Source organism: Vibrio sp. BS-M-Sm-2, assembly GCF_041504345.1.
GTDB classification, from domain to species: Bacteria; Pseudomonadota; Gammaproteobacteria; order Enterobacterales; family Vibrionaceae; genus Vibrio; species Vibrio satsumensis.
In genome coordinates this window covers 53280-75113 of the sequence record NZ_CP167895.1, presented here as the reverse complement: position 1 = coordinate 75113, position 21834 = coordinate 53280, and the positions used below count along the sequence as shown (strand labels likewise).

Annotated in this window: 20 protein-coding genes; 15 read left to right on the top strand and 5 right to left on the bottom strand. The window is 44.2% G+C overall.

The window, feature by feature from the left end; genetic code table 11:
- Window positions 1-90: 90 nt before the first annotated feature.
- Window positions 91-918 (bottom strand): SDR family oxidoreductase, encoded by an 828-nt coding sequence (locus AB8613_RS16450; RefSeq protein WP_146492756.1) that lies wholly within the window; start codon window positions 916-918, stop codon window positions 91-93.
- A gap of 244 nt (window positions 919-1162) precedes the next feature.
- Window positions 1163-1942 (bottom strand): response regulator transcription factor, encoded by a 780-nt coding sequence (locus AB8613_RS16445; protein WP_372385261.1) that lies wholly within the window; start codon window positions 1940-1942, stop codon window positions 1163-1165.
- A gap of 216 nt (window positions 1943-2158) precedes the next feature.
- On the opposite strand from AB8613_RS16445, the gene AB8613_RS16440 reads away from it, so the two are divergent.
- The 11 genes from AB8613_RS16440 to AB8613_RS16390 all read left to right on the top strand — a co-directional run bounded on the left by AB8613_RS16440 (window position 2159) and on the right by AB8613_RS16390 (window position 14887).
- Window positions 2159-3739 carry an arylsulfatase gene (locus AB8613_RS16440; RefSeq protein ID WP_061017566.1) on the top strand — a complete coding sequence of 527 codons (1581 nt, stop codon included), beginning with the start codon at window positions 2159-2161 and terminating at the stop codon, window positions 3737-3739.
- A 211-nt stretch (window positions 3740-3950) separates the two neighbouring features.
- On the top strand, window positions 3951-5282 hold the full coding sequence (locus AB8613_RS16435; RefSeq protein ID WP_372383695.1) for an IS4 family transposase: 1332 nt from the start codon (window positions 3951-3953) through the stop codon (window positions 5280-5282).
- Between the two features lie 192 nt (window positions 5283-5474).
- Window positions 5475-6785, top strand: coding sequence for an anaerobic sulfatase maturase (locus tag AB8613_RS16430; RefSeq protein WP_372385831.1), 1311 nt, complete (start codon window positions 5475-5477; stop codon window positions 6783-6785).
- A 12-nt stretch (window positions 6786-6797) separates the two neighbouring features.
- Window positions 6798-7334 (top strand): hypothetical protein, encoded by a 537-nt coding sequence (locus AB8613_RS16425; protein ID WP_372385260.1) that lies wholly within the window; start codon window positions 6798-6800, stop codon window positions 7332-7334.
- Window positions 7331-8362 carry a hypothetical protein gene (locus tag AB8613_RS16420; protein ID WP_327784444.1) on the top strand — a complete coding sequence of 344 codons (1032 nt, stop codon included), beginning with the start codon at window positions 7331-7333 and terminating at the stop codon, window positions 8360-8362. Before AB8613_RS16425 ends, AB8613_RS16420 begins: the two co-directional genes overlap by 4 nt.
- Before the next feature lie 63 nt (window positions 8363-8425).
- Entirely contained in the window at window positions 8426-9454 is a 1029-nt protein-coding gene (locus tag AB8613_RS16415) for an AAA family ATPase (protein WP_372385259.1), read from the top strand.
- 11 nt (window positions 9455-9465) lie between these two features.
- The gene (locus AB8613_RS16410) at window positions 9466-10410 is read left to right on the top strand and encodes a DUF58 domain-containing protein (protein WP_372385258.1); all 945 of its coding nucleotides are present in this window, start codon (window positions 9466-9468) and stop codon (window positions 10408-10410) included.
- Window positions 10400-10843 carry a DUF4381 domain-containing protein gene (locus AB8613_RS16405; RefSeq protein WP_372385257.1) on the top strand — a complete coding sequence of 148 codons (444 nt, stop codon included), beginning with the start codon at window positions 10400-10402 and terminating at the stop codon, window positions 10841-10843. Before AB8613_RS16410 ends, AB8613_RS16405 begins: the two co-directional genes overlap by 11 nt.
- A gap of 54 nt (window positions 10844-10897) precedes the next feature.
- Window positions 10898-12034, top strand: a complete 1137-nt coding sequence (locus AB8613_RS16400; protein ID WP_372385256.1) for a VWA domain-containing protein — start codon at window positions 10898-10900, stop codon at window positions 12032-12034.
- Complete coding sequence (locus AB8613_RS16395) at window positions 12031-13626, top strand: VWA domain-containing protein (protein ID WP_372385255.1); 1596 nt, start codon at window positions 12031-12033, stop codon at window positions 13624-13626. Before AB8613_RS16400 ends, AB8613_RS16395 begins: the two co-directional genes overlap by 4 nt.
- On the top strand, window positions 13613-14887 hold the full coding sequence (locus AB8613_RS16390) for a BatD family protein (protein ID WP_372385254.1): 1275 nt from the start codon (window positions 13613-13615) through the stop codon (window positions 14885-14887). The genes AB8613_RS16395 and AB8613_RS16390 overlap by 14 nt, the downstream gene beginning before the upstream one ends.
- A 4-nt stretch (window positions 14888-14891) precedes the next feature.
- Here the strand turns inward: AB8613_RS16390 and AB8613_RS16385 are convergent, their stop codons facing one another.
- On the bottom strand, window positions 14892-15845 hold the full coding sequence (locus AB8613_RS16385; RefSeq protein ID WP_372385253.1) for an urea transporter: 954 nt from the start codon (window positions 15843-15845) through the stop codon (window positions 14892-14894).
- A gap of 82 nt (window positions 15846-15927) precedes the next feature.
- Window positions 15928-16587, bottom strand: a complete 660-nt coding sequence (locus tag AB8613_RS16380) for a pyridoxamine 5'-phosphate oxidase family protein (RefSeq protein ID WP_372385252.1) — start codon at window positions 16585-16587, stop codon at window positions 15928-15930.
- A 90-nt stretch (window positions 16588-16677) separates the two neighbouring features.
- Here AB8613_RS16380 and AB8613_RS16375 point away from each other — a divergent pair, with 90 nt between their 5' ends.
- Window positions 16678-18135: a PLP-dependent aminotransferase family protein gene (locus AB8613_RS16375; RefSeq protein WP_372385251.1), complete on the top strand. Its 1458-nt coding sequence runs from the start codon at window positions 16678-16680 to the stop codon at window positions 18133-18135.
- A 46-nt stretch (window positions 18136-18181) separates the two neighbouring features.
- Here AB8613_RS16375 and yjeH read toward each other — a convergent pair whose 3' ends face one another.
- On the bottom strand, window positions 18182-19450 hold the full coding sequence (yjeH, locus tag AB8613_RS16370) for an L-methionine/branched-chain amino acid transporter (protein ID WP_285953502.1): 1269 nt from the start codon (window positions 19448-19450) through the stop codon (window positions 18182-18184).
- A 231-nt stretch (window positions 19451-19681) separates the two neighbouring features.
- Between yjeH and AB8613_RS16365 the strand changes: the two genes are divergently transcribed.
- The 3 genes from AB8613_RS16365 to AB8613_RS16355 all read left to right on the top strand — a co-directional run bounded on the left by AB8613_RS16365 (window position 19682) and on the right by AB8613_RS16355 (window position 21799).
- Window positions 19682-20143, top strand: a complete 462-nt coding sequence (locus AB8613_RS16365; protein WP_146490040.1) for an Lrp/AsnC family transcriptional regulator — start codon at window positions 19682-19684, stop codon at window positions 20141-20143.
- Window positions 20137-21084 (top strand): LysR family transcriptional regulator, encoded by a 948-nt coding sequence (locus tag AB8613_RS16360; RefSeq protein WP_285953501.1) that lies wholly within the window; start codon window positions 20137-20139, stop codon window positions 21082-21084. The genes AB8613_RS16365 and AB8613_RS16360 overlap by 7 nt, the downstream gene beginning before the upstream one ends.
- Before the next feature lie 100 nt (window positions 21085-21184).
- A complete protein-coding gene (locus AB8613_RS16355) occupies window positions 21185-21799 on the top strand; it encodes a LysE family translocator (RefSeq protein WP_017630487.1) in 615 nt (204 codons plus the stop codon).
- Window positions 21800-21834 lie beyond the last annotated feature (35 nt).

Sequence of the window (21834 nt, the reverse complement as noted above, 5' to 3'; positions counted from 1 at the left end):
GGGCATCCGAATATTAGCTGAAGGTAGCTCCATGTTCCCATTCAGCTAGCAATTTAAGTGTTCAAGCTAAGTGCTCAAGTATTATCGAGTTTAAATTGACGTGCGCTTGATCAGTTTTAGAAATATAGAGCCTAGCGCTTTTTCACCGATTACTCGCTGTACGAAAGTCATTAGCTTTGCGTCTAGTGTGGTTTGGTAACTAAGCTTGGGTTTTGAATCAAACCCTGCTTTTAGCATGTGGTTTACGGTTGATTCTGGCGTTGCCCCTTTTCTATACGCGTCGTGTAAGAATTGATGAGATTTGTCGACGATCACTTTATAAGCCGAAAGCTGATTGGTTTCTTTCATATCCCGTAGTTGGATTGCATCAAGCTCTGTTTGCACACAACCCGGTTCAATCGTTGAGATTTGAATATTAAAGTCGGCGACTTCTTGAGATAGTCCTTTTGCCATGCCGTTTAATGCATGTTTTGTCGCGGAGTACCAAGAGTTCATGCTGGTGGAGACACGCGCAGCAATAGAGGTAGTAAAAATGATGCGGCCTTGGTTTCTTTCTCGCATGTGAGGTAATACAGCTCTTGCAACACGCGCAGCGCCGTAAACGTTAGTATCGAAGAGGGCGTGTACTTTTTCTATCGGTGTTTCTTCAACAGGGCCTGCGATTGGGTAACCAGCATTAGAATAAACAATATCAATATTGCCTACTTCTGAGATCATTTGGGTTACAGCAGCATTTACCTGCTCTTCATCACGGACATCGATCTCTAAAACGTGTGCTCCCAATATTCTCAAATCGTGCATGTTTTCAACGCGTCTAGCACCGCAGTAAACGGTGTGACCTTGCTTGAGTAGCGCAATGACCAGATCTTTGCCAATACCTGATGAGGCCCCAGTAACAAGAACATTTTTGATTAACATAGATAAGCTCCAAGAAAGTAATTGGGAAGCAAACCTTATTATATGCCGCGACGTTTGCACTTTTATCAAATGAAGGGCTGATAGTCATTAGAAACATATTGAGATAATAGGTTTACTGATACTTTAAATTAATTTATGAGCTTGCTTTTGTAATCAGTAGTATTACGGAAATAACGCCTATTATTTGGAAGTAACAGGCGTCCTACTTAGTAGAATGTTGGAAGTGTTAGTATAGTTAGGAAGGTTATTGTTCGATTCCTAGGCCATTACGAAGTGCGAACTGAATGAGTTCTGTATTGTTCTCAAGCTCTAATATGTCGATCATACGATATTTATGAGATTCGATGGTTCGGGGGCTTAAGAATAGCTTTTCTGCACACTGTTTTGCGGTAAACCCTTGAGCGAGCAGTGTTAATACAGAGCACTGCTTAGGTGATAATAGAAGAAGCTTCTCACCTTCATTTGCATTAGTCGCTTTGTCTTGTTTTAGGTTTCGAGCCATTGTTGAGTGCTGCCAATAACACAGCCAAATATCACAAATAAGTTTGAGACGTTTCATGTCTTGATCTGATAGTGGCGATAACTCATTGTTAAATCTGGAAAAGGATAGCGCCCCCCAATCTTGACCAAACAGTTTCAGAGGGATGATGCCATGCCAACGCCCACCTTCCGTATACAGTGTTCTGAGGACGGATATCTTGTGGTCACTCATATCTTGTTCGCTAAATGTCAGCCAACGTTTTTTGGTTCTGAGCTGTTTTAGATAGTCGAGGTAGTTGCCACTGATAAAACTTTGAGGGTTGAGCTCTGGAACTCCCTCACGAGCGATAGTAACGGTCTTTCCGTCGTTTAGCATGATCATTGAGTTGGGAAAAAGCGTGACTCTATCAATGTCAAACCAATCTAATACAGAGTGCGCGATTCTTTGCCAAGTCATGTCAAAATCTTTGGGAGGCGAGCCAATTAATGCGTCGGATTGTTCCGTCACTAGGTCTTCAAAAGATATTTTAGTGGTATTTGTCATCAAAAATAATCAGCCTCAACAGTAATAATACTAAACAAACTAGCGTTTTTTAGGGCTACTCGTCAAACGTTTCATTATATAACCGAATATTATCGCCAACGTTTGATATATCACTATCATTTAAATCAGTAATACTACTGATTACCCAAAATCATGTTTCTTAAATAATAGCTCACGGAAAGAAATTACTTTTAAAATTACAAAAGGTCTTGAGCTATGTTCAAAAAGAAAACCTTCCTACAACTTGCGATGGGCGCCGCGCTTGCATCAACTGCAATGGCAAGTTATGCGACGACGGATACGAGCCGCCCTAACATCCTAGCTATCTGGGGTGATGATATTGGTATCGACAATATTTCGGCATATACACGTGGTCAAGCTGGTCACTGGACTCCGAATATTGATCGTATTGCAAACGAAGGCGTGTTGTTTACTGACTTCTACGGTGAAAACTCTTGTACAGCGGGTCGTAGTGCATTCATCACAGGCCAACACCCAATGCGTACGGGTTTGACAAAAGTAGGCATGCCAGGCGCTGCTGAAGGTATGCGCCAAGAAGATCCTACAATCGCAACGATGCTCAAGGCCAAGGGTTACATGACAGGGCAATTTGGTAAAAACCATCTTGGTGACCGAGATGAGCACTTACCAACGGCTAATGGTTTTGATGAGTTCATGGGTAGTCTTTACCACCTGAATGCAGAAGAAGAACCAGAACACCCAGATTACCCACAAGCGCCCGGATTTAAGAAGCGTTTTGGCCCGCGTGGCGTTATTCATTCATACGCTGATGGTCGTATCGAAGATACAGGTGCTCTAACGATTAAACGTATGGAAACTGTGGATGAAGAGTTCCTAGAAGGTGCATTAGACTTTATCGACCGCGCTCATAAAGAGAAAAAACCATTCTTCGTATGGTTTAACTCAACGCGCATGCACGTTTGGACCCACTTGAAAGAAGAGTCTAAAGGCTTGTCAAAACGTGGTGGCCTTTATGGGGACGGTCTAGTTGAACACGATAACATGGTCGGTCAACTGCTTGATAAACTAGATGAACTTAAAATTGCAGACAACACAATCGTTTCGTACACCACTGATAACGGTGCAGAGAAATGGTCTTGGCCCGATGGCGCAACATCTCGTTACTACGGTGAGAAGAACTCAACGTGGGAAGGTGGTTTCCGTGTACCAGCAATGATGCGCTGGCCGAACAAAATCCCTGCGGGCTCTGTTGCAAACGAAATTGCAGCGCACAATGACTGGGCTCCAACATTCCTGGGTGCAGCTGGTGAGAAAAACATTGTTGCTGACCTGAAAAAAGGCAAAAAACTTAATGGTAAAGAGTACAAAGTTCATCTAGATGGCTTTGATTTAATGCCGGCTCTTAAGAAAGGTAATAACACAACAGCAGACAACTCTGTTGAGTGGCCTCGTAAGGGCTTCGTTTATGCAGCTGATGATGGTCATATTTCAGCCGTTCGTATGGGCGACTGGAAAGTGATGTTCACTGTGAACGAGTGTCATGGTGTTGAAACGTGGCAGTGCCAGTTCGAAGAGCTGCGTTTCCCTTACATCTTTAACCTACGCCAAGACCCATATGAGAATGCGCATAAAGATGGCGTAGGCTACCAACAGTGGCGTGTAGAGCACCTTCCATACATGTACTTGGGTGCGGCTTACACATTCCAGTTCTTGAAAACATTCCAAGAATTTCCACCACGCCAAGTTCCAGGTTCTTTCTCTATCGACAAAATCGCCGATAAGATGCAAATCTGGCAGCGCGCTCAATACCAATAATATTGAGTGACTAGCTAATAATATTGATCAATAAAGTCATATTTTTTAGTTGATAGGTGAGTCAAATCAGCCCCCGCTGAAAAGTTGATAAACCCCTAAAAAGAGCGGTCCTAGTGACTAATGCCGATCAGTTAAGAAATTTGTGAGATCATTTGACCGATCCTCAAAAGGCTTCAAAATCCGATATTAGGAAACTAATATCGGATTTTTTATGTCTTTAGAAAGCCAACTTGCTAATACTTTTCGGTCATGTAATACCTTCCATCACTTTGACAAATACTCTGACATTCTTAGTCCAGAGCTTATCCAGCAAGGCTTTGAGCAAGCTGGCGTAGCAACCGTTAGAAGAAGGCGGTTACCTTTGGAAGCAGTACTTTGGTCCGTTGTTGGAATGAGTCTCTTTCGTCAACAATCTGTTTGGGATATCGCTAACCAACTCGATATTGTCCTGCCAGACAAACAACGCTTTGTTGCACCAAGTGCTGTTGTTCAAGCGAGGCAGAGATTAGGTGAAGAAGGTGTAAAGCAAGTCTTTAAGAAGATGGCAGCGCATAGCTATCAAGCGTCTAACTTCGAAACTTGGTGTGGATTAAACCTTCTCTCCGTCGATGGTGTCGTTTGGAGAACAACAGATACACCTGAAAATCATCAAGAATTTAAAGCACAGCGTAATCAATCATCTGAAAATATTTACCCTAAGGTACGTATGGTTTGCTTGATGGAGCTTACAAGTCATCAACTAATCGATAGTGCATTCTCTGACTATCGCACCAGCGAAATGCGGCTCGCAGAAGAGCTCATCGAGCAAACACCAAATCATTCTCTGACTATTTTTGATAAAGGATATTACTCTTTAGGGCTGCTTAATCGTTGGAACAAAGTAGGTCAAGAAAGGCATTGGATGCTCCCTGTGAGAAAGGACTTTCAGTATGAAGTCGTCCATAAATACAGCCGGAGTGACGCTATCGTTGCCATAAAAACAACACCTCAGGCAAGAAAGAAGTTCAGTGATCTCCCTGAGACAATAGAAGCAAGGTTAGTATCGAAAATTATCAAGGGTAAGGAATATCAGGTACTTACATCAATGTGTGATGGGTTGCGCTTTCCTGGTGAAGACATCGTAGAGCTCTATCGCTATCGTTGGGAGATCGAATTAGGCTATCGGGAAATGAAGCAAACCTTGCTGGATAGTGAGTATACATTGCGAAGTAAGCGGCCAGATATGGTCAAACAGGAGCTCTGGGGAATTTTGTTAGCCTATAACCTTATAAGGCAGGTTATGACAAAAGCAGCGAGTAAGTTAGATAGCATCTGGCCGAATCAATTAAGCTTTACGAGTAGTGCCATGGCTGTGACTCAATACTTCGCTGCTTTACCTTTAACGAGCCCGGGAAAACTACCTAAACACTATGAAGTGTTATTACAGCAAGTATCTATGTTTATCCTACCACCCCGAAGAGAAGATAGAAGCTATCCTCGCTGGGTAAAACTGAAACCCAAGAAATATGCAACAAACAGAAAAAATGCCAGTCAGCTTAACTGACTGGCATTAGTCCTAGTGACCGCTCTTTTTTTGATTTCAGGAGATCTTTGGTTTTTATTAACAATGAACAGAATCCGTAATACTACTGATTACGACTGATAAGTGCTGTTGAATAATAGCCTTAGATAACCGTTACAGGTTTCCATCTTAGGGAAGTAATCGCACAGTGAATGTGAGTGAACGAGAAGAGGAATAACAATGACCCAATCAGCTCAACACAACACCATTATGTTGCCAAAAGCAGCCCCCGCGAAACGTATGAATATCATGACCAAGCCTATTGGATCAGCATGTAATATTGATTGCACTTACTGTTACTACCTAAGTAAAGAAGAGTTGTTGGGCCATGAGCGTGGCTGTGCGACTCAAATGAGCGAAGAGATGCTCGACACCTATATTAAAGCTTATATTGAGCAGCAAAATTTCCCTGAGATTATTTTCCATTGGCAAGGCGGAGAACCGACGTTATTAGGCGTGAACTTCTTTCGTGATGTAGTCCGCTTGCAAAAAAAATACTGCCCAAAAGGCGTGAAAATCGAGAACAACCTGCAGACTAATGGGACGTTACTGAATGATGATTGGGGCAAGTTCTTAAGCAAAAACAATTTCATGGTTGGCTTGAGCATTGATGGACCAGAAATGATTCATAACGCTTATCGTACCAACAGATCGGGACGAGGCTCGTTTAAACAAACCATGAGAGGTGTCGACATTCTTCATAAACACAAGGTCAACTTTGCGACGTTGACTTGTGTAAACAACCTTACGGGTTCAAATCCACTCGAAGTATACCGCTTTCTACGTGATGAAATTCGCTCACCACAGATGCAGTTCATCCCTATCGTCGAACCGAAATCATTCCGAGAGACAGCACCACAGAAATGGTCTGAAGAAGAGATTCTTTTTCAAGGCATGCCTGAAACTGAGCCTAGTCATCCAAATTCAATTGTAGAGTCTTGGTGTGTTTCTGCTCATCAATGGGGTGATTTTTTGTGCACCATTTTTGATGAGTGGTTAGAGAATGACATCGGTAACGTGAATGTACCGTACTTTGAATCTTGTGTTGAAACCTGGATGGGGCGAGTGAACCCACTTTGCACGCTTGCTCCCATGTGTGGAAAGGGCTTAGCCATTGAACATAACGGTGATGTTTTTGTTTGTGACCATTACGTTTACCCCGATTACAAACTCGGCAATATCAAGGATGCCAAACTCGAAGATCTGCAGTTTTCACAAGGCCAAGAAGAGTTTGGCCGAGCAAAAGAATCAACGTTACCTAAACAGTGCCGCGAGTGTACTTATCAGTTTGCTTGTTTTGGTGAGTGTCCGAAAAATCGCTTCATCAAAACCCTCGATGGCGAAACAGGGTTGAACTATTTGTGTGCAGGCTGGAAGCAGTTCTTCTCACATATTGATCCTTATATTTCAATGGTTGTTGCGACTATGGGCTACCCAGTGAATAAAGGCATCAATGGCGATGCAATGAAGATCAATTTTAAATAGAGGCATTATCTGATGAAACTAAAAACTATTGTGCTGCTTGTTGTTGCACTGATTAGCCAAACGGTTACCGCCCAGACCAAAGCGGTCTCACCGACAGACACTCTATTTAATCAAGGATCGGTAAAAGCTGTGATTGATATGGCTTTCCAAACTAAAAGTGAACGATATACAGAATTTGCTTCGCTTTTTAACCTTTGCCAAAAACGCCCTAATAACGCTCAATGCGATGAAAAGTACGAACTAAAACGCACAAACTACGAGATAGCTAAAGCGAATTACGATGTACTTTTAATGACTAATGAGCCGCAATTTATCACTTTGATGATGCCTCCGGCTAACTATGAAGAGTTGGTGTCTGGCTTAAAAACGTTGGGTTACTTAAGTGATGAGCAAGAAAAGGTCGAGCAAGCTCAAACACTTGAAGGGCTAAACCAATGGCTTGAATTTCATAACTTCGCGAAAACGGATGAGATTTACTTTATGCATGCGCTGTTGGTGAGGGCTGAAGAGTTATCTCAACAATTGTCTGTAGAGCGTCACCCAATATGAAACATCGGTTAGTTAATTGGCCAGCAGTGGTGCTCATTTTTGTTGGAATGCTACTTAGCTTTTACTCTTGTGTCACTCTGGCAACTAGTGTTCAACCTTCAGGTAGCGAAAGCGCAAGCCAAGTGGCCACTGTTGTTGAACATCGTGAGCAATTACTCGCGGAGTACTCTCAAAATGAAGCTCTACCCATAGAACAACGTGCCGCAGCGACCGTGAATTTAGGGATGTATTATGGCCCGAATGCGGTTATTGCCGTTGCTAGAGCGTCGCGTTCTGAACATCCACAAATGCGCTTGGCAGCAATACAAGCCGCAGAACAGTGGCAGGGTAAAGCAAAGTGGGATGTTGTCTACCCATTACTTGATGATGTTGACCGCGATGTTGAAGCTCAGGCTGTCCGAACTTTGATTATTCTTTGGCCGCAGTTATCCGGCGAGTACCTCGACCGCTTGGCTCCGGCAATCGATAGGCACCTAACCTTACTCTCCAACGATCTTGATGGTGATTTAGAGCGAGCTTGGATCTACACCTTACAAAGCAAATTTCAACAGGCCGAGCTGATCTACTTAGATCGATATGAAAATCATAAAGAGCCTAGGGTTGCTATTGCTTACGCAGAGTATTTAAAAGGCATTGATGACGATGAACACGCTCAGTCTATTTTAAAGCAAACGTTGATAGAGTTTCCTGAATCGGCGGCATTGCATTATAGCCTTGGCCTGTCTTACTTGCGAACTGGGGAAAGCGTGAAGGCGCTACGTCGCCTGAGAAATGCGTATGAACTTGAATCGATGAACGGTTCTTATGGATACACTTACGCGACTTTAGCGCGAGAACATGATGCTGAGGCTGCGATTAATGTCTATCGGGCTATTTATCAAGATCATGAGCAACCAGCCTATCTATACGCTTTGTGCGACACCTTATTAGTTGCAGGACAAGATGCGAACCAGTGCCTTGCTGAACTTGAATCTGTCGCACCTCAAGATGTTGTATCGAAACTAAAAAAACTCTATCTGCCAAATTAAATCAACGCTGATATACCTATTCAGGAATTACAGCTTATTTAGGTAGCCTTACAAGGTAACGTTATGTCTACAGATACTCGAGCAGCCATTTGTCAGTTAATTGAACTGACGAACCAATCCATTATCGGTCAAGCTCATGTCACACAATCAATGATGATTGCGTTGTTGTCGGGTGGGCATCTTTTATTGGAAGGGCTTCCTGGAACGGCAAAAACTCGCGCCGCTAAAATATTGGCGGAACAATTGAATATGGCTTTTAGCCGTGTGCAATTCACTCCCGATCTGCTTCCTTCCGATGTAACTGGTACTCAGATTTATCATCAAGAGCAGTCGAAGCTGACGTTCCAACCTGGGCCTATTTTCAGTTCTATGGTGCTGGCTGATGAAATTAACAGAGCACCAGCCAAAGTTCAGGCCGCGCTTTTAGAAGCGATGGCTGAAGGTACAGTGACGGTTGCGGGTGAAACCATGCCACTGCCAGAACCCTTTTTTGTGATAGCAACGCAAAATCCCGTTGAACAAGAGGGCACATACCCGCTACCAGAGGCGCAGATGGATCGCTTCATGATGAAAGTGAATGTTGGCTATCCAGAGCGAGACTCTGAAATGTTGATTATTGATCTAGTGCGTAAGGAAGAGCTCGCAGTAATTGATGAGGAAGTGAATAAGAGTATGGATTCAGGAACGCTACAACAAGAACAAAATGAATTGCTAGCAGCGGCATTTGAAGGCGGTGTTGAGCACATTGCAGCTGGTAAGGAGGCGGTAATGCGTATCCATACCTCACAGCCCATTAAGCAATATATTGTGGATCTTGTTATGGCAACGCGCTTCCCACATTTGTACCCGGATTCAAATTTAGATAAGTGGATTGATGTTGGCGTAAGTCCTCGCGCATCGATCGCACTAGACAAATGCAGCCGTGCTCATGCTTGGTTAGCGGGGCGTGATTATGTGACTCCAGATGACGTGAGAACGGTCGTGGGCTCGGTATTAAGTCACCGTATTACTCCAAGTTTTGATGCATTGTCGAACTCGGTGACCGCAGAACAGATAGTTGATGAGCTATTGCTCAATGTGCCTCTCTCTTAGGGAACGTTGTTATGAATGTATCAGATGACGTAAGGGTTGTTAGCTCGTTTGAATCTCTGATGGCGACAAAATTGAAGTCGACAGGTTTCTCGTTGCCACCCATAGCTAAAAGCCGTTCTCGACAAGCGGGTAACCATTTATCTCGCTACCGTGGTCGAGGGCTTAACTTTGAAGAGTTTCGTCACTATCAAATAGGCGATGATATTCGTAGTATTGACTGGAATGTCACACAGAGAATGCTTGAACCTCATGTAAGGGTTCAAAGTGAAGAAAAAGATCTGCCGGTGGTGTTGCTCGTCGATCAACGCAGTAGCATGTTCTTTTCATCGGTTGATACTATGAAATCTGTGGCGGCAGCTCAAGTTGCGGCTTGCTGTGCTTGGAAGGTATTAAAAGACAGCGATCGCATTGGAGCGTTAATCTTTTCAAATGATCAGCTGTACTGGCACAAACCACAACGTCATTCTGCACATGTTGCACGGATTCTTCAGTCTCTGGCGGTCGCGAATCAAGGTTTGTCTCGTAAAGAACAGAAAACTAAAGAGGTCGCAGGTTCAGGGTTATCCGATGCTTTGACTAAGCTAACGCAGCAAAAACTAAAGGGTTGTTTGATCGTGATGATCAGCGACTTCAATGATGCTACAAAACAAGATGTTCAACGAATCAAATGGTTAAAGCAGCACAATGATTTGATGGGTGTCGCTGTCAACGACCCTATGGAACTGGAACTTCAATTTTCTCAACCGATTCATATCAGTGATGGTGAGTGGCAGCTATTGGCTGATACCTCATTGAACGAGAAACTTCATCGATACAACCAAACAATCCAGCAAGGCTACCAAGATATCCATCAGTTATTGAGTGCTGGTGGAGTTGATGTGGTTAGATTAGACACGTCTGGGAACCACATCGCTGATTTTATTCAAAAAATGAGTGGGGGCTACTGTGTCCGATAATCGAGTTTTACTCAAAGGTTTTATCGATCCTGCCTCTACTGTTGATGTCAGTTGGTTGCCAACAACAATTGGTTGGAAAGCCACATTTGTTCTGATCTTAGTGTGGGGGGCTTGGAAATCGTTCCACCTTTTTCACTCCTACAAAGCGAACAAATATCGTCGTCTGGCGGTAAAAGCGATCAGTAGAATTAAACAAGACACCATTGATAATCAGCGCCAGCAACAAGAGTTACGCAGAATAAACAGTCTGTTGAAGCAAGTAGCTTGTTGTTCGTTTCCTGGAAGTAAGGTCGCGATGCTCAGTGGCAATGAGTGGGGGAGTTCCTCACTGTTTCTTCACCGCATCAGGTTTTTGACCGAACGCTTTTATTGCAATGGCAGCAAGATATCTACAAGCCCGCATCAGATTATAGCTGGACCGAAAGTGAATTAAGTCAGATTCGTTTAAGCGCCATTGCGTGGGTAAAAAGCCATGTGAGGGGGACGGATGATCGAGTTTGAATACCTTTGGGTCTTTGCCTTATTGCCCTTGCCGATTCTTATCTACTCTTTTGTTCCGAGCCATCAAACTCCTCAAATTGCCTTGAAAGTGCCTTTTTTTGATGCGTTGACATCAAGTTTAGGTCTGAGTGCTGAGAAAGGATCAAACCAGATTAAGGCGGGTATTTGGCAACGCTCTTCTCTGATTCTAGGTTGGCTTTTAGTCGTACTGGCAGCTGCAAAACCTGTTTGGTTAGGGCCTGAAGAGACGAGAGAGCTAGCTGGCCGTGATGTAATGATTGTTTTGGATCTGTCGGGCTCTATGGCAACAGATGACTTCTCTAATCGTGCTGGTAACCAAGTGACTCGATTGGCGGCCTCAATAGAGGTGTTGGACACGTTCAGTCAAAAGCGAAGTGGCGACCGACTCGGCCTGATAGTCTTCGGTGATTCTGCTTTTTTACAATCGCCCTTTACGGCTGATCACACCGCATGGTTAGCGCTGTTAAATGAAACCGAGCCTGCAATGGCAGGGCAAAGTACCCATTTGGGCGATGCAATCGGTCTGGGTATTAAGACGTTTCTTTCCAAGAATCAGAAAGACAAGCAGGAGCTGTCATCCGGCTTAGATAGCGCTCAACCTGATCAGCTTTCTTCTGAAGACCTTGTTCCTGAAAACCTTGCTCCTGAAAAACATGAGCATGAACGCCTTACTCACGAACATCTTGGCCGAGATCACTTGATGATTGTACTTACCGATGGCAATGATACCGACAGCTTAGTGCCGCCGATTGATGCCGCTAAAGTGGCTGCTGCGCACAACATTAAAATTCATCTTGTGGCAATGGGGAGCCCTAACACTTCAGGTGAGCAAGCGATTGATATGGAAATCATTGAGACTGTTGCCAAGTTAACGGGGGGACAGAGCTTTCTAGCGATGTCACCTACTGAGCTGGATAACGTGTACGACACCATCAATGAACTCGAACCTAGTGTGTTTGAAAGTTACCGTTATCAGCCAAAACAAAGCCTCCATTATGTGCCTTTGCTTATCGCCTTCATCTATCACTTAGTGTTTATGGTGGTTCGATCTGTTTTGCGACTTCGTATCAAGCCTGTGACTCTAAATAGGAGGGCTTTATGATGGGAAACTTTCACTTTATACGCCCTGAATGGTTGCTGTTAATCGTGCCACTTGCTGGGGTGCTGATAACGAACTGGCGCCGAAGCCAAAAGCAAAATTCGTGGGTAACCCATTTGCCCAAGCACTTGTCTGATGCTTTACGTGTTGGCGAGTCGTCTCGTGTTAAGCATCTTCCGATCGTTATGCTCAGTGTCATCTGCTTGGTCGTGATAGTGATTGCTTCTGGGCCAAGTTGGTATCGTCAGCCTTCGCCTTTTGCAGAAGACACTACGCCTTTGGTAATTGTGCTTGATGTCTCTGAGTCAATGTTACAAAAGGATGTTGCGCCAAGTCGTCTGTTTAGAGCAAAGCAAAAAATAGCGCGGCTTATCGACTTGCAAGGCAAAGGGAAAACCGCGTTAGTCGTCTATTCGGGCTCCGCTCATTTAGCGATGCCTTTAACGCAAGATATTGCGGTGTTTAAGCCTCTATTAGAGGCTATTCACCCCGAAGTAATGCCAAGAGAGGGGAAGTTTGCGGAATATACCTTACCTGTCATCAACAAATTGGTATCTGAAACTGACAATGCAACAGTATTGCTGGTGACCGATGCCGTTAATCAACTGGCTTACCGTGAGTATCAAGGTTATTTCAAGGAAAAAGGCTATCAACTGCTTGTTTATGGTGTTGGCAATCAAGATGTTCCATCCCCGTTACCTATGGAAATTGAAACTCTATCGAAATTAGCCAGCTCTGTGCATGGTGACTTCGTTGCTTTTACTCAAGATAACCAAGATATACATAACCTTAGTGGGAAAGTAACGTCTTTTGCTGAGCTTTCAGCAGACCAAGCTGAGCCTTGGTTTGATGCAAGTTACCCTTTGGTGTGGGTGGTGCTGGTACCGTATTTATTGTGGTTTAGAAAAGGTTGGCTAGTTCAATGGTGCGTTGTGGTTTCTCTATTTTATAGCGCGACTTACAGCCCTAATTTATACGCAGCAGAGTTTTCGTTGGTCGATATTTGGCTGACTAAAGATCAGCAGGGAGCTCTGTATTATCAAGATCAAGAATACCAACAAGCCGCGCAAATCTTTGAAAATGAGTACTGGAAAGCAACGGCCTATTACCAAGCTGGCGAATACGAAGTGGCACAACAATTCTATATGCGCAGTGATACCTTACAGGGGCAATTAGGTGCGGCGGCTTCATTAGCGAATCAAAAAGAGTTTGTTGCGGCAAGGTCTTTGTATCGAGAGATCTTGGAGCAAGACCCTGATAATCAAGAAGCACTTCATAACTTAAAGATTGTTGAAGATGTGATTGCTTATATTGATAGTTTTACGAAGGAACAATCGAAAAGCAATGAACGTCAGGTGAGCCGAGAAAATGGTGATAAGCCAAAACGCTCGGATGGTGTAAAGCAGCAAGTAGAACAAGATCAAGTGATTCAAGAAGTCTTATCCGCTGAACAAATCTTGAGTGATCCAGGTGCCAACGAAAAATGGATGAAGCGAGTTCAGAGTGATCTATCGAGCTTTATCTCAACCAAGTTTGCATTGCAGTATCAGCAAGGGGTAGCTAACCAAACGGAGTGGAAAGATGAAGCTAAGTAAGTTATTTCAGCTTTTGTGTTTGGTTATTAGCTTAATGAGTCATTTTGCTTATAGCCAGCCCAATACCCACAGTCAGAAGCTAGCCTCACTCTATGAGCAAGGCAATGTAAAACTTAATACTTGGCTGAGTCATGCCAGTTTAGATATTGCAGTGCATGAGCAGGTTACTCTCAATATCGAAGTGAGGACAGACACATGGTTCACCAAAGGCACCAAGGTGCACCGTATCGAGGTTGATAATGCGGTAGTGCTGCCTGTGAGTTCTTTTGCTGTGAACTCCACAGAACGTATTGATGGGAAAGTGTACTCCAAACAACTCTGGGAAATTGTGCTTTACCCATTACATAGTGGAGAGTATCAAATCCCTCCTGTCGCGCTTGAGATTGGCGTAAAGCACGGCAGCAATAATGTTGATGGGGTGGTGATGACGAAGGCTTTGTCTTTCAATGCTCATAAGCCTTCTGCCAATATGACGTCTGATCAGAAATGGTTAACAGGTGCTGAAGCTAGGCTAAAAGAAAAGTGGACGCTTGTCTCTCAAAATGAAAGCACACAGGGCTTGGAAGAACAGCTCAGTGTAGGCGACGCGATCACTCGTGAAATTACGTTATCCGCGCATGACACCATCAGTGCACTTTTGCCGGAAATCACGACACTCCCTGATTCCTTAACGAGTCAATTTTTGGTATATCCTGAATCAACTCAGTATCGAGATGATGAGCAAAGGGGTGTGCGTCAGGCTCAAAGGTTAGAAAGGGTGACTTATATAGTGAACAACGCTGGCCAGGTTACGCTTCCTGCGGTTAGCGTTTTTTGGTGGGATTCAGAGTTTCAACAGCAAAGAACTCTTGTCTTACCTGAGCGAAGTTGGCAAGTGTCGCACACCTTTGCTTCTTTTATGGAGCAGTACAAGGTGCTATTGGTCGGACTCGCTGTCATCGTTGTTCTTGTGATTTTGAGTACAGCATTGTTGTACCGCTATGTTAAAGCAAGGCCTAAGAGCAAATGGTTTTGTTTAGCTCAAGCTATCTATAAGAAAGATATACCTTTGTTCGAGAGTTCGATTTATCTGGTTTTACTGGAGCATTTTCAATCTAGAGTGCTGGCCCCCAGAGTAGAAACGGTCGAAGGTATTGAGATGATATGGCAAAGATATAAGGAAAGCTCTGAGCATGAAAAACTACGAAAGAATGAATGTTCTCGATTAGTCTTGTTTAAAGTACTGATAGCTTTCTCTTGTCAGCTAAATCAGGCGGATTAAACCGTTAACTGGTAACGCGATTTTTTTTCATCACTCCAGACAGATAGACAATCCCCCAAGTACTTAAAACAAAAGGGGCGGTGAGTGGCAGTAGTGACAGTTCATGAAAGCCAAGTGTCACAAGGCAGCTCAAATGAATGCCTAATAGGATTAACGGCCAAGGGATTCGCGGATAGAGCACAAGCGCTAGAGTGGCAAGAATGGCGTTGTACCCATAAAGACCTTGGGCAACCAGCTCGTTAGAAGCACCAATCATCTTACTAAAAATGGTGCTCATTATTACTGCTAGCACAACCCAAGTGGCATGCTTTAGGTTGTTAAGTGCGATGGCGATTAAGATAACGAGCCCTGACAACGCATTGTCTATAAAGCTGACTTGGCTGATCCCTTTTAACAACGGGATCACCACTATCGGTAGGTTGAACCACGAGTTTGCCTCAAAACTGATTATTGGTATCAATACGGAGTTGGATGGAGAAAATGCCGATAGATCTAAGGTCGATTGGATAGCATAAATCAGCCAAGAGGTGAGGATAAAGGCGCTAGTGTAACCGCGATATTTTTTAAATCTGAATACAATGTTGGCAATCGGGACTGTGAGTAATGCGCCTAACACAGCCACTAGAACCAATAATGGTGTGACACCAAAAAAGTTACCGATAAATAAACCAATTAAAGCCCCATTTAACGCATACATACCACTATCAATATCGTAAGCTGCCTTGTTGGTGTTGGTGTTGGTGTTGGTGTTGGTGTTGGTGTTGGTGTAGATATAGCAACAGAAGGCTAATGCATAGCTGCAACTGGCGCCAAGCAAGGTAAGAAAAGCCAGTGCAATTGACTCAATAGAAATGGCAAATAATAGCAAAATCGACGTCATGACAGATGACGTGAAATAGACTTGCCCAATACCATTGAGCAAGCCTTGAAGTGGGAGAGTTTCCTTATTATTCTGCATTGTCTGATTAGCTATTTAGTTATGTTAAAAATTTGATAAACCAGATTGTATACAATTATCCTTTGCTGACCACCTTGTCGTGCTAATTCTGATACCAACGTTCGCCATAGGCTGCTTGATAATCAGGCTTAACGATAACGCCTTCTTGCTCAGGCACCGTTTCTAATGGCCCCACGATCGTTCGATAAGGTAATACGCCAGCCCATACTGGGATATCCATATCGGTTTTATCATCATTCACACCATGTTTACCAATCTTCACGGAGGCTTCCGTTAAAGGTATCGCCAATAACTCGGTCGCGGTGAGTTCTTTTTCGTTACTGAGCCTGACTTCATCGGTTCTGCCCGGCGCGATTTGCTCAATGAAGATGTTCAATAAGCGATCTTTTTCTTGGTTGTCATCGATGACTGAAAATGCCCCCAACACCACAGCAGAACGATAATGCGCACTGTGATGAAATGCCGAACGAGCTAACACCCAACCATCGAACAAAGTGAACGTTAAACAGGTTGGCTCTCCTTTTTTTAAGCCTTTCAACAAGCGGCTGTTTTTAGCGCCATGAATGTAGACCTTGTCATCCACTCGCCACGCGAGCATCGGGATAACCATTGGTCCATGTTCGCCTTGCAATGCAATGTGTGCGATTAAGCTCTCATCTATGATTTGATGAAGTTTCTCTTGTTCAAATACGGCTTTGTGAGCCCCTTTTTTAATCGTGGTTCTTTTCGTGTTAGATAACATAATCGCTCCTTAATCATTGCCTTTTGATTAATGTAGCGATTAACTGGTCTATTAAATAGAGCCACTTTTAAACACTATTTGGATCCAGTTATGCAGCCTATTGATGTCGGTGACTTACAGTTAGACGAGCAACATGACACACGTCAAACCGCCTTGTTCCAAGCGATCAGAGAGAAGATCGTTCAAGATTTATGGAGCAAGGGCAGCAAGTTACCTTCAACACGTAAGCTAGCCGTCGAGTTATCGGTGAGTCGAAATACGGTGATTTATGCGTACGAACAACTGGTTACTGAAGGTTATATTGAGAGTAAGCAAGGCTCAGGGTTTTATGTGTCGGTTGAACAGCCTGAACACTTTCTAAGTTTGTCTCAACCGAAGTGTGTTCAGGATGCGAAGATTCAACAAACCGTCAGTAAACCGAGTGCAAACATAGCGACACCTAACGACATTAACCGCAGCTTTGCCCCCGGAGTTCCTGACTTAGATGCATTCCCTTTTGCGAAATGGCAGAGGCTGCTGCAACGTCACTCTACACGTCAGAGCATTGCGGGCAATCAAGAGGTTCAGGGAAGCTTAGCCTTGAGGGAAGCGTTGAGCAGATATCTTGCAAGCAGTCGCTCGGTTCACTGTAGTGCTGACAGAATCATCATAACCGCAGGTGCTCAGCAAGCTATCTCAATCGGTTTGATGGCGACGTTAGCGATGGGCGACAAAATCCTTGTGGAAGAGCCCGGCTATCGACAAGTGCATAAAATTATCGATCTGTTGAGGCTAGAGCTAGACGGTGTGAGTGTGCGTGAAAAGGTTGGGTTAGATACTGAAAAAGTGTTGTCCAGTAATGCTAAGGCTCTCTATGTCACGCCAAGTAACCAATACCCAATGGGCACGACCCTCAATATTGAGCAACGCCTCAAGTTGATCGATTGGGCTAACAAACATCAGTCATGGATCATTGAAGATGATTATGACAGTGAGTTCCAGTTTGCTCATCGCCCTTATACCAGCATGCAAGGTTTGGCGGGTAAGTTAGGGTTCGATGATCGCATCATCTATGTCGGCTCTCTGAGTAAGGTGATGTTCAATGGCCTGCGATTAGGTTATTTAGTGGTGCCTGCAAATCTCGTGGCAAAGTGTCTTGAGATTAAAGACGCGCTCACCGGAGACACGGCGTCCCATACACAAGAAGCTTTGGCGGATTTTGTTCGCGAAGGCGATTTATTGCGTCATATTAGAAAGATGCGTCGTTCATACAAACTCAAGCATGAAGTGATGATAGAAGCGATTAAAAGTGAGTTTCATGGCGATCTTGAAGTGATTAGCCAAGCGGCAGGGTTGCATGTGACAGTTAAATGGTCGAACGGAATATCAGAACAGGAATGGAACCGTAGAGCAGAGCTTGAAAATATCATCATTCGTCCTTTTGACTTTTATGAATATGGATCAAGTGATGTTCGTGATTGGAGTGGTGCGGTGTTGGGGTTTGGAAATATCCGTTTGGCTGACATAAAGCCGAAGATCAAACAGATCGCTCGGCTTTTTTATCAGTAATATTGGTAGGGCTTGCTTACAGTTTGTCGATTCATCATTAATCGAGTTATAACTTGTCGACAGAAACGGTTTTACCTTTACCTAGCCACTTACGCCAAGGGAGTGACAATGTCACAAAAATAGTGACAGCATAGAGCATCGACCAGCTTAAACAAATAAACACCAAGGTACAGATGACCAGTGAGAGCATGGCGGTGTATCTAGATGCGCCAGTCAGTAATCGGCAAGCGGCTAACATCGCGAGCAGATAAACCAGAACAAAAATACCGTTGGCGAGCTTGAGAAAGAACTCGAGGTCCAAGTTAGACAACTCACCAATCACACACGAAATAAGCGCGATAAAGCCAATTGCTAATGTTGGGTAAAGTGGTACGCCGCGGCTGTTCAATTGAGCCATTCTACTTGTCGGAGTGTGTTGTCGAGCTTGAGCCCAGATCATTCGTGATAGGCTTTGTGTGTAAAGGTTTAGGCTAGCAAAACAAGCAAAGAAACCAAGTACACTGATGATCGTTTTGAAGCCATTGCCAAACAGTTGTTCTGTTACCCACGGGATGGATGCGGCATCAAATTCAGGTGAGCCGTAAGCCCCCAGTTTAAGAATCACCACGGAACAAGCCCAGTACACTAACCCCGCAACAAAACAGCCTGCAATGATGGCGATTGGGAAGTCACGTTGTGGATTTTTGAACTCCTCTCCCATGTGAGCAAAAGCTTCTATTCCGACAAAGCACCAAAACATAACAGCCAAAGCTGCGCCGATAGACCACATCGAATCGGACGAGATAGCAGGAAGAGTAACATCGGCTATCGTGATATCGGCTTTCCAAACAAAAGCGCTAACTAAGGCGAAAATCGACAACGCGATTACGGTTTGTAGGCGGCCAGAAGATTTACTGCCCATCAAGTTGACGGTAATCAGCAGGGCTACGGTAAAGGACTGAGCACCAAGCGGTGTGTCGAGAGGTGCGGGTAACAATTGTTGAGCAAAGCCGCCCGCTAATGCAATCGCAGCTGGAATGCCGACAGGAATAACACTCACAAACAACCAAGCAACACTTGTTTCTAAACGCTCGCTGAACGCTTGGCGTACAAAATAGGCGGTGCCACCTGCGTTGGGGTAGCGTTTTCCTAATGCTGCAAAGGTAAGGGCGATTGGGCAAATGGCGATAAACAAGATTAACCATGCCAGCAGCGACAACTGACCTGCAATACCTGCAGCGATAGCGGGAATCATAAATAGCCCAGTACCCAGCAAGGTCGTAGAGAGCTGTCCAATTCCGGACATTAGCGTGATTTCTTGTTTGAGTTGTGTCATTCGCTCTCCTAGCTTTTGGTGCTTATTCTGGGATGGGTAATACTGAGATTGAAATCATACATTGTCGACATCAATAATACAGCTAGCGAAACGTCGTAAGACACCGCTATTTTGACGGTATTAATCCGTTTAAGCGTGAAAATGTCGGTTGTCATAATGGCTGTTATAAGTCGGAAAGTTGTGTCAAATTAGGCGTTATAAATAGAACAATAAGTGGAAAGAATCAAAAGTATGGATAAATTTGATCGCCAGATTTTGGATATTCTCAAAACCAATGCACGATGCTCAGTGAGCGATATCGCCCGAGATGTCAGCCTCTCGCGCTCGGCAGTGAATGCCAGAATCAAAAAACTGGAAAGCGACAAAGTGATTACGGGTTACTGCGCTCAAGTGACAGAGCCAAATCAAACGAAGAATGTGTGCGCTTATATTTTGCTGAAATTCGACATGTCGAGCAGCGACCATAGTTGTGAATCTTACGCGCAACGAATCCAGAGTATTGATGGTGTGCAATGGTGTCATTCGATAAGCGGTGAGACCGATATGATGCTGTATGTTGAAGTAGAAAGCATGGAGCGTTTAAATCAAGTTCGCGACCAACTGCAAAGCTATCCAGATCTGCGTCACCTAATGACTCATACTGTGCTGACCGAGTTTTTTAACAAACTGAACCCGACGGTAACTTCATGCTAGGCAATATCAACTTAAACCTATTGCGTTCATTGCATGTGCTTCTTGAAGAGTGCCATGTCAGTCGAGCCGCTCAGCGTCTGCACATCACGCAGTCGGCGGTTAGCCGTCAACTGGCTCAGCTTAGAGAGCTATGTGGTGATCCTTTGTTGGTTCGTGATGGGAACAAACTGGTTCCAACCAACCGTGCTTTGTTGCTTAAAGGCAAGCTCGATGACTTGCTGGGCGAGTTTGACCACTTATTAGATGATAAGCCATTTGATCCACAAGATTGGCAAGGTGAATTGGTGTTGGCTTCGAGTGATTATGTTGCCCAGTATATCTTGCCCATTATTGTGTCCGAGGTGTCGAAGGATGCGCCCCATATCAACTTGGCTTATCGCTTGTGGCAGCCTAACTTCCTTGAAACGCTCAATGAATCAGGTATTCACTTGGCGTCGAGTATGTTCCCCAAAAAGCCGGATCATGTCTCAAGTATCAAGCTCGGAGAGGATAAGTCCGTGTGTTTGATGAGAGCCTCTCATCCGTTGGCTAAGCAATCAGCCATAAGCTCGGAAGACATCGTGAGTTACTCACATATCAAAGTCACGGGTGGGGGAGACAAAGACAGCTATTCGGATATTGCGTTAAAGAAACAGGGACATAAACGCAGAATCGCATTGCAGGTACCGTTCTTTTCATCGGCGGGAAACGTGTTAATGCAAGACGATTACTTGATGATTGTGCCGGAGCATATTGCTTATAACTTGGGGCGACATCTCGATGTCGCTTACTTTTCGCTGCCGTTTGAGACAGAAATGCATACCTATTGGCTGATATGGCATCCTAAGTATGACAACGACTCTGCCCATAAATGGGCTCGAGAGAAAGCGTTTAAAGCCATCCAAAAGTCGAGTTACAATATAAGTATGATTTCAAATCATACTAGTAATGATAATCTTTGATTTCAAATAATACCTGCTGCGGCATATTGTAAGCGCTAAGTATTGAGTATTAATTGTAGAGTGTTCAGCTGGAACGCTTTGTTTTACTAGGAATGGAATGATGACAGTAACAATTTGGTTTTCTTTATTAGCGATTTGCTTGTTGGGTGCAATGTCTCCGGGCCCAAGCTTGGCGATGATCGCTAAGCATAGTTTGGCTGGTGGCCGTATCAATGGACTTATCGCAGCTTGGTCACACGCGGCTGGCATCGGTATTTATGCCTTCGCAACCATCGTCGGTTTGGCTGTGTTACTAGAACAATCGCCAATGCTATTTAAAGGGATCAGCTTGGCGGGGGCTGCGTATCTGCTTTACCTTGGCGTGAATGCGTTGCGTTCGAAAGGTGGCGTTGCAGCGAAGTTGGAAGCGGGTGAACAGATGAGCTACATGCAGTCTGCTCGCGAGGCTTTCTTGATCTCTATCTTGAGCCCAAAGATCGCGTTGTTCTTTATCGCTCTGTTTAGCCAATTCGTAGCGTTAGGTAATGAACTCAGCAATCAAGTGATCATTGTTTCAACACCGTTGATTGTTGATGGTCTTTGGTACACCTTCATCACCTTGGTGCTATCGAGCCCACTGATCGTTGAAAGAATCCGTTCTAAAGCGCAGTTGATTGACCGACTTTCAGGTGTGGTTTTGATTCTTCTTGCTGTCCGTGTTGTGTGGACGATCTAGCGGTAGTCCGGACACCGAAAAAATGACGTGGATAG

Bases quoted from the DNA above. Each gene is read 5' to 3' on its own strand.
- AB8613_RS16380 (WP_372385252.1), bottom strand. From the start codon at position 16,587: ATGTTATCTAACACGAAAAGAACCACGATTAAAAAAGGGGCTCACAAA.
- AB8613_RS16420 (WP_327784444.1), top strand. From the start codon at position 7,331: ATGAAACATCGGTTAGTTAATTGGCCAGCAGTGGTGCTCATTTTTGTT.
- AB8613_RS16445 (WP_372385261.1), bottom strand. From the start codon at position 1,942: ATGACAAATACCACTAAAATATCTTTTGAAGACCTAGTGACGGAACAA.
- AB8613_RS16425 (WP_372385260.1), top strand. From the start codon at position 6,798: ATGAAACTAAAAACTATTGTGCTGCTTGTTGTTGCACTGATTAGCCAA.
- AB8613_RS16355 (WP_017630487.1), top strand. From the start codon at position 21,185: ATGACAGTAACAATTTGGTTTTCTTTATTAGCGATTTGCTTGTTGGGT.
- AB8613_RS16385 (WP_372385253.1), bottom strand. From the start codon at position 15,845: ATGCAGAATAATAAGGAAACTCTCCCACTTCAAGGCTTGCTCAATGGT.
- yjeH (WP_285953502.1), bottom strand. From the start codon at position 19,450: ATGACACAACTCAAACAAGAAATCACGCTAATGTCCGGAATTGGACAG.
- AB8613_RS16390 (WP_372385254.1), top strand. From the start codon at position 13,613: ATGAAGCTAAGTAAGTTATTTCAGCTTTTGTGTTTGGTTATTAGCTTA.
- AB8613_RS16360 (WP_285953501.1), top strand. From the start codon at position 20,137: ATGCTAGGCAATATCAACTTAAACCTATTGCGTTCATTGCATGTGCTT.
- AB8613_RS16440 (WP_061017566.1), top strand. From the start codon at position 2,159: ATGTTCAAAAAGAAAACCTTCCTACAACTTGCGATGGGCGCCGCGCTT.
- AB8613_RS16450 (WP_146492756.1), bottom strand. From the start codon at position 918: ATGTTAATCAAAAATGTTCTTGTTACTGGGGCCTCATCAGGTATTGGC.
- AB8613_RS16365 (WP_146490040.1), top strand. From the start codon at position 19,682: ATGGATAAATTTGATCGCCAGATTTTGGATATTCTCAAAACCAATGCA.
- AB8613_RS16435 (WP_372383695.1), top strand. From the start codon at position 3,951: ATGTCTTTAGAAAGCCAACTTGCTAATACTTTTCGGTCATGTAATACC.
- AB8613_RS16415 (WP_372385259.1), top strand. From the start codon at position 8,426: ATGTCTACAGATACTCGAGCAGCCATTTGTCAGTTAATTGAACTGACG.
- AB8613_RS16395 (WP_372385255.1), top strand. From the start codon at position 12,031: ATGATGGGAAACTTTCACTTTATACGCCCTGAATGGTTGCTGTTAATC.
- AB8613_RS16375 (WP_372385251.1), top strand. From the start codon at position 16,678: ATGCAGCCTATTGATGTCGGTGACTTACAGTTAGACGAGCAACATGAC.
- AB8613_RS16410 (WP_372385258.1), top strand. From the start codon at position 9,466: ATGAATGTATCAGATGACGTAAGGGTTGTTAGCTCGTTTGAATCTCTG.
- AB8613_RS16400 (WP_372385256.1), top strand. From the start codon at position 10,898: ATGATCGAGTTTGAATACCTTTGGGTCTTTGCCTTATTGCCCTTGCCG.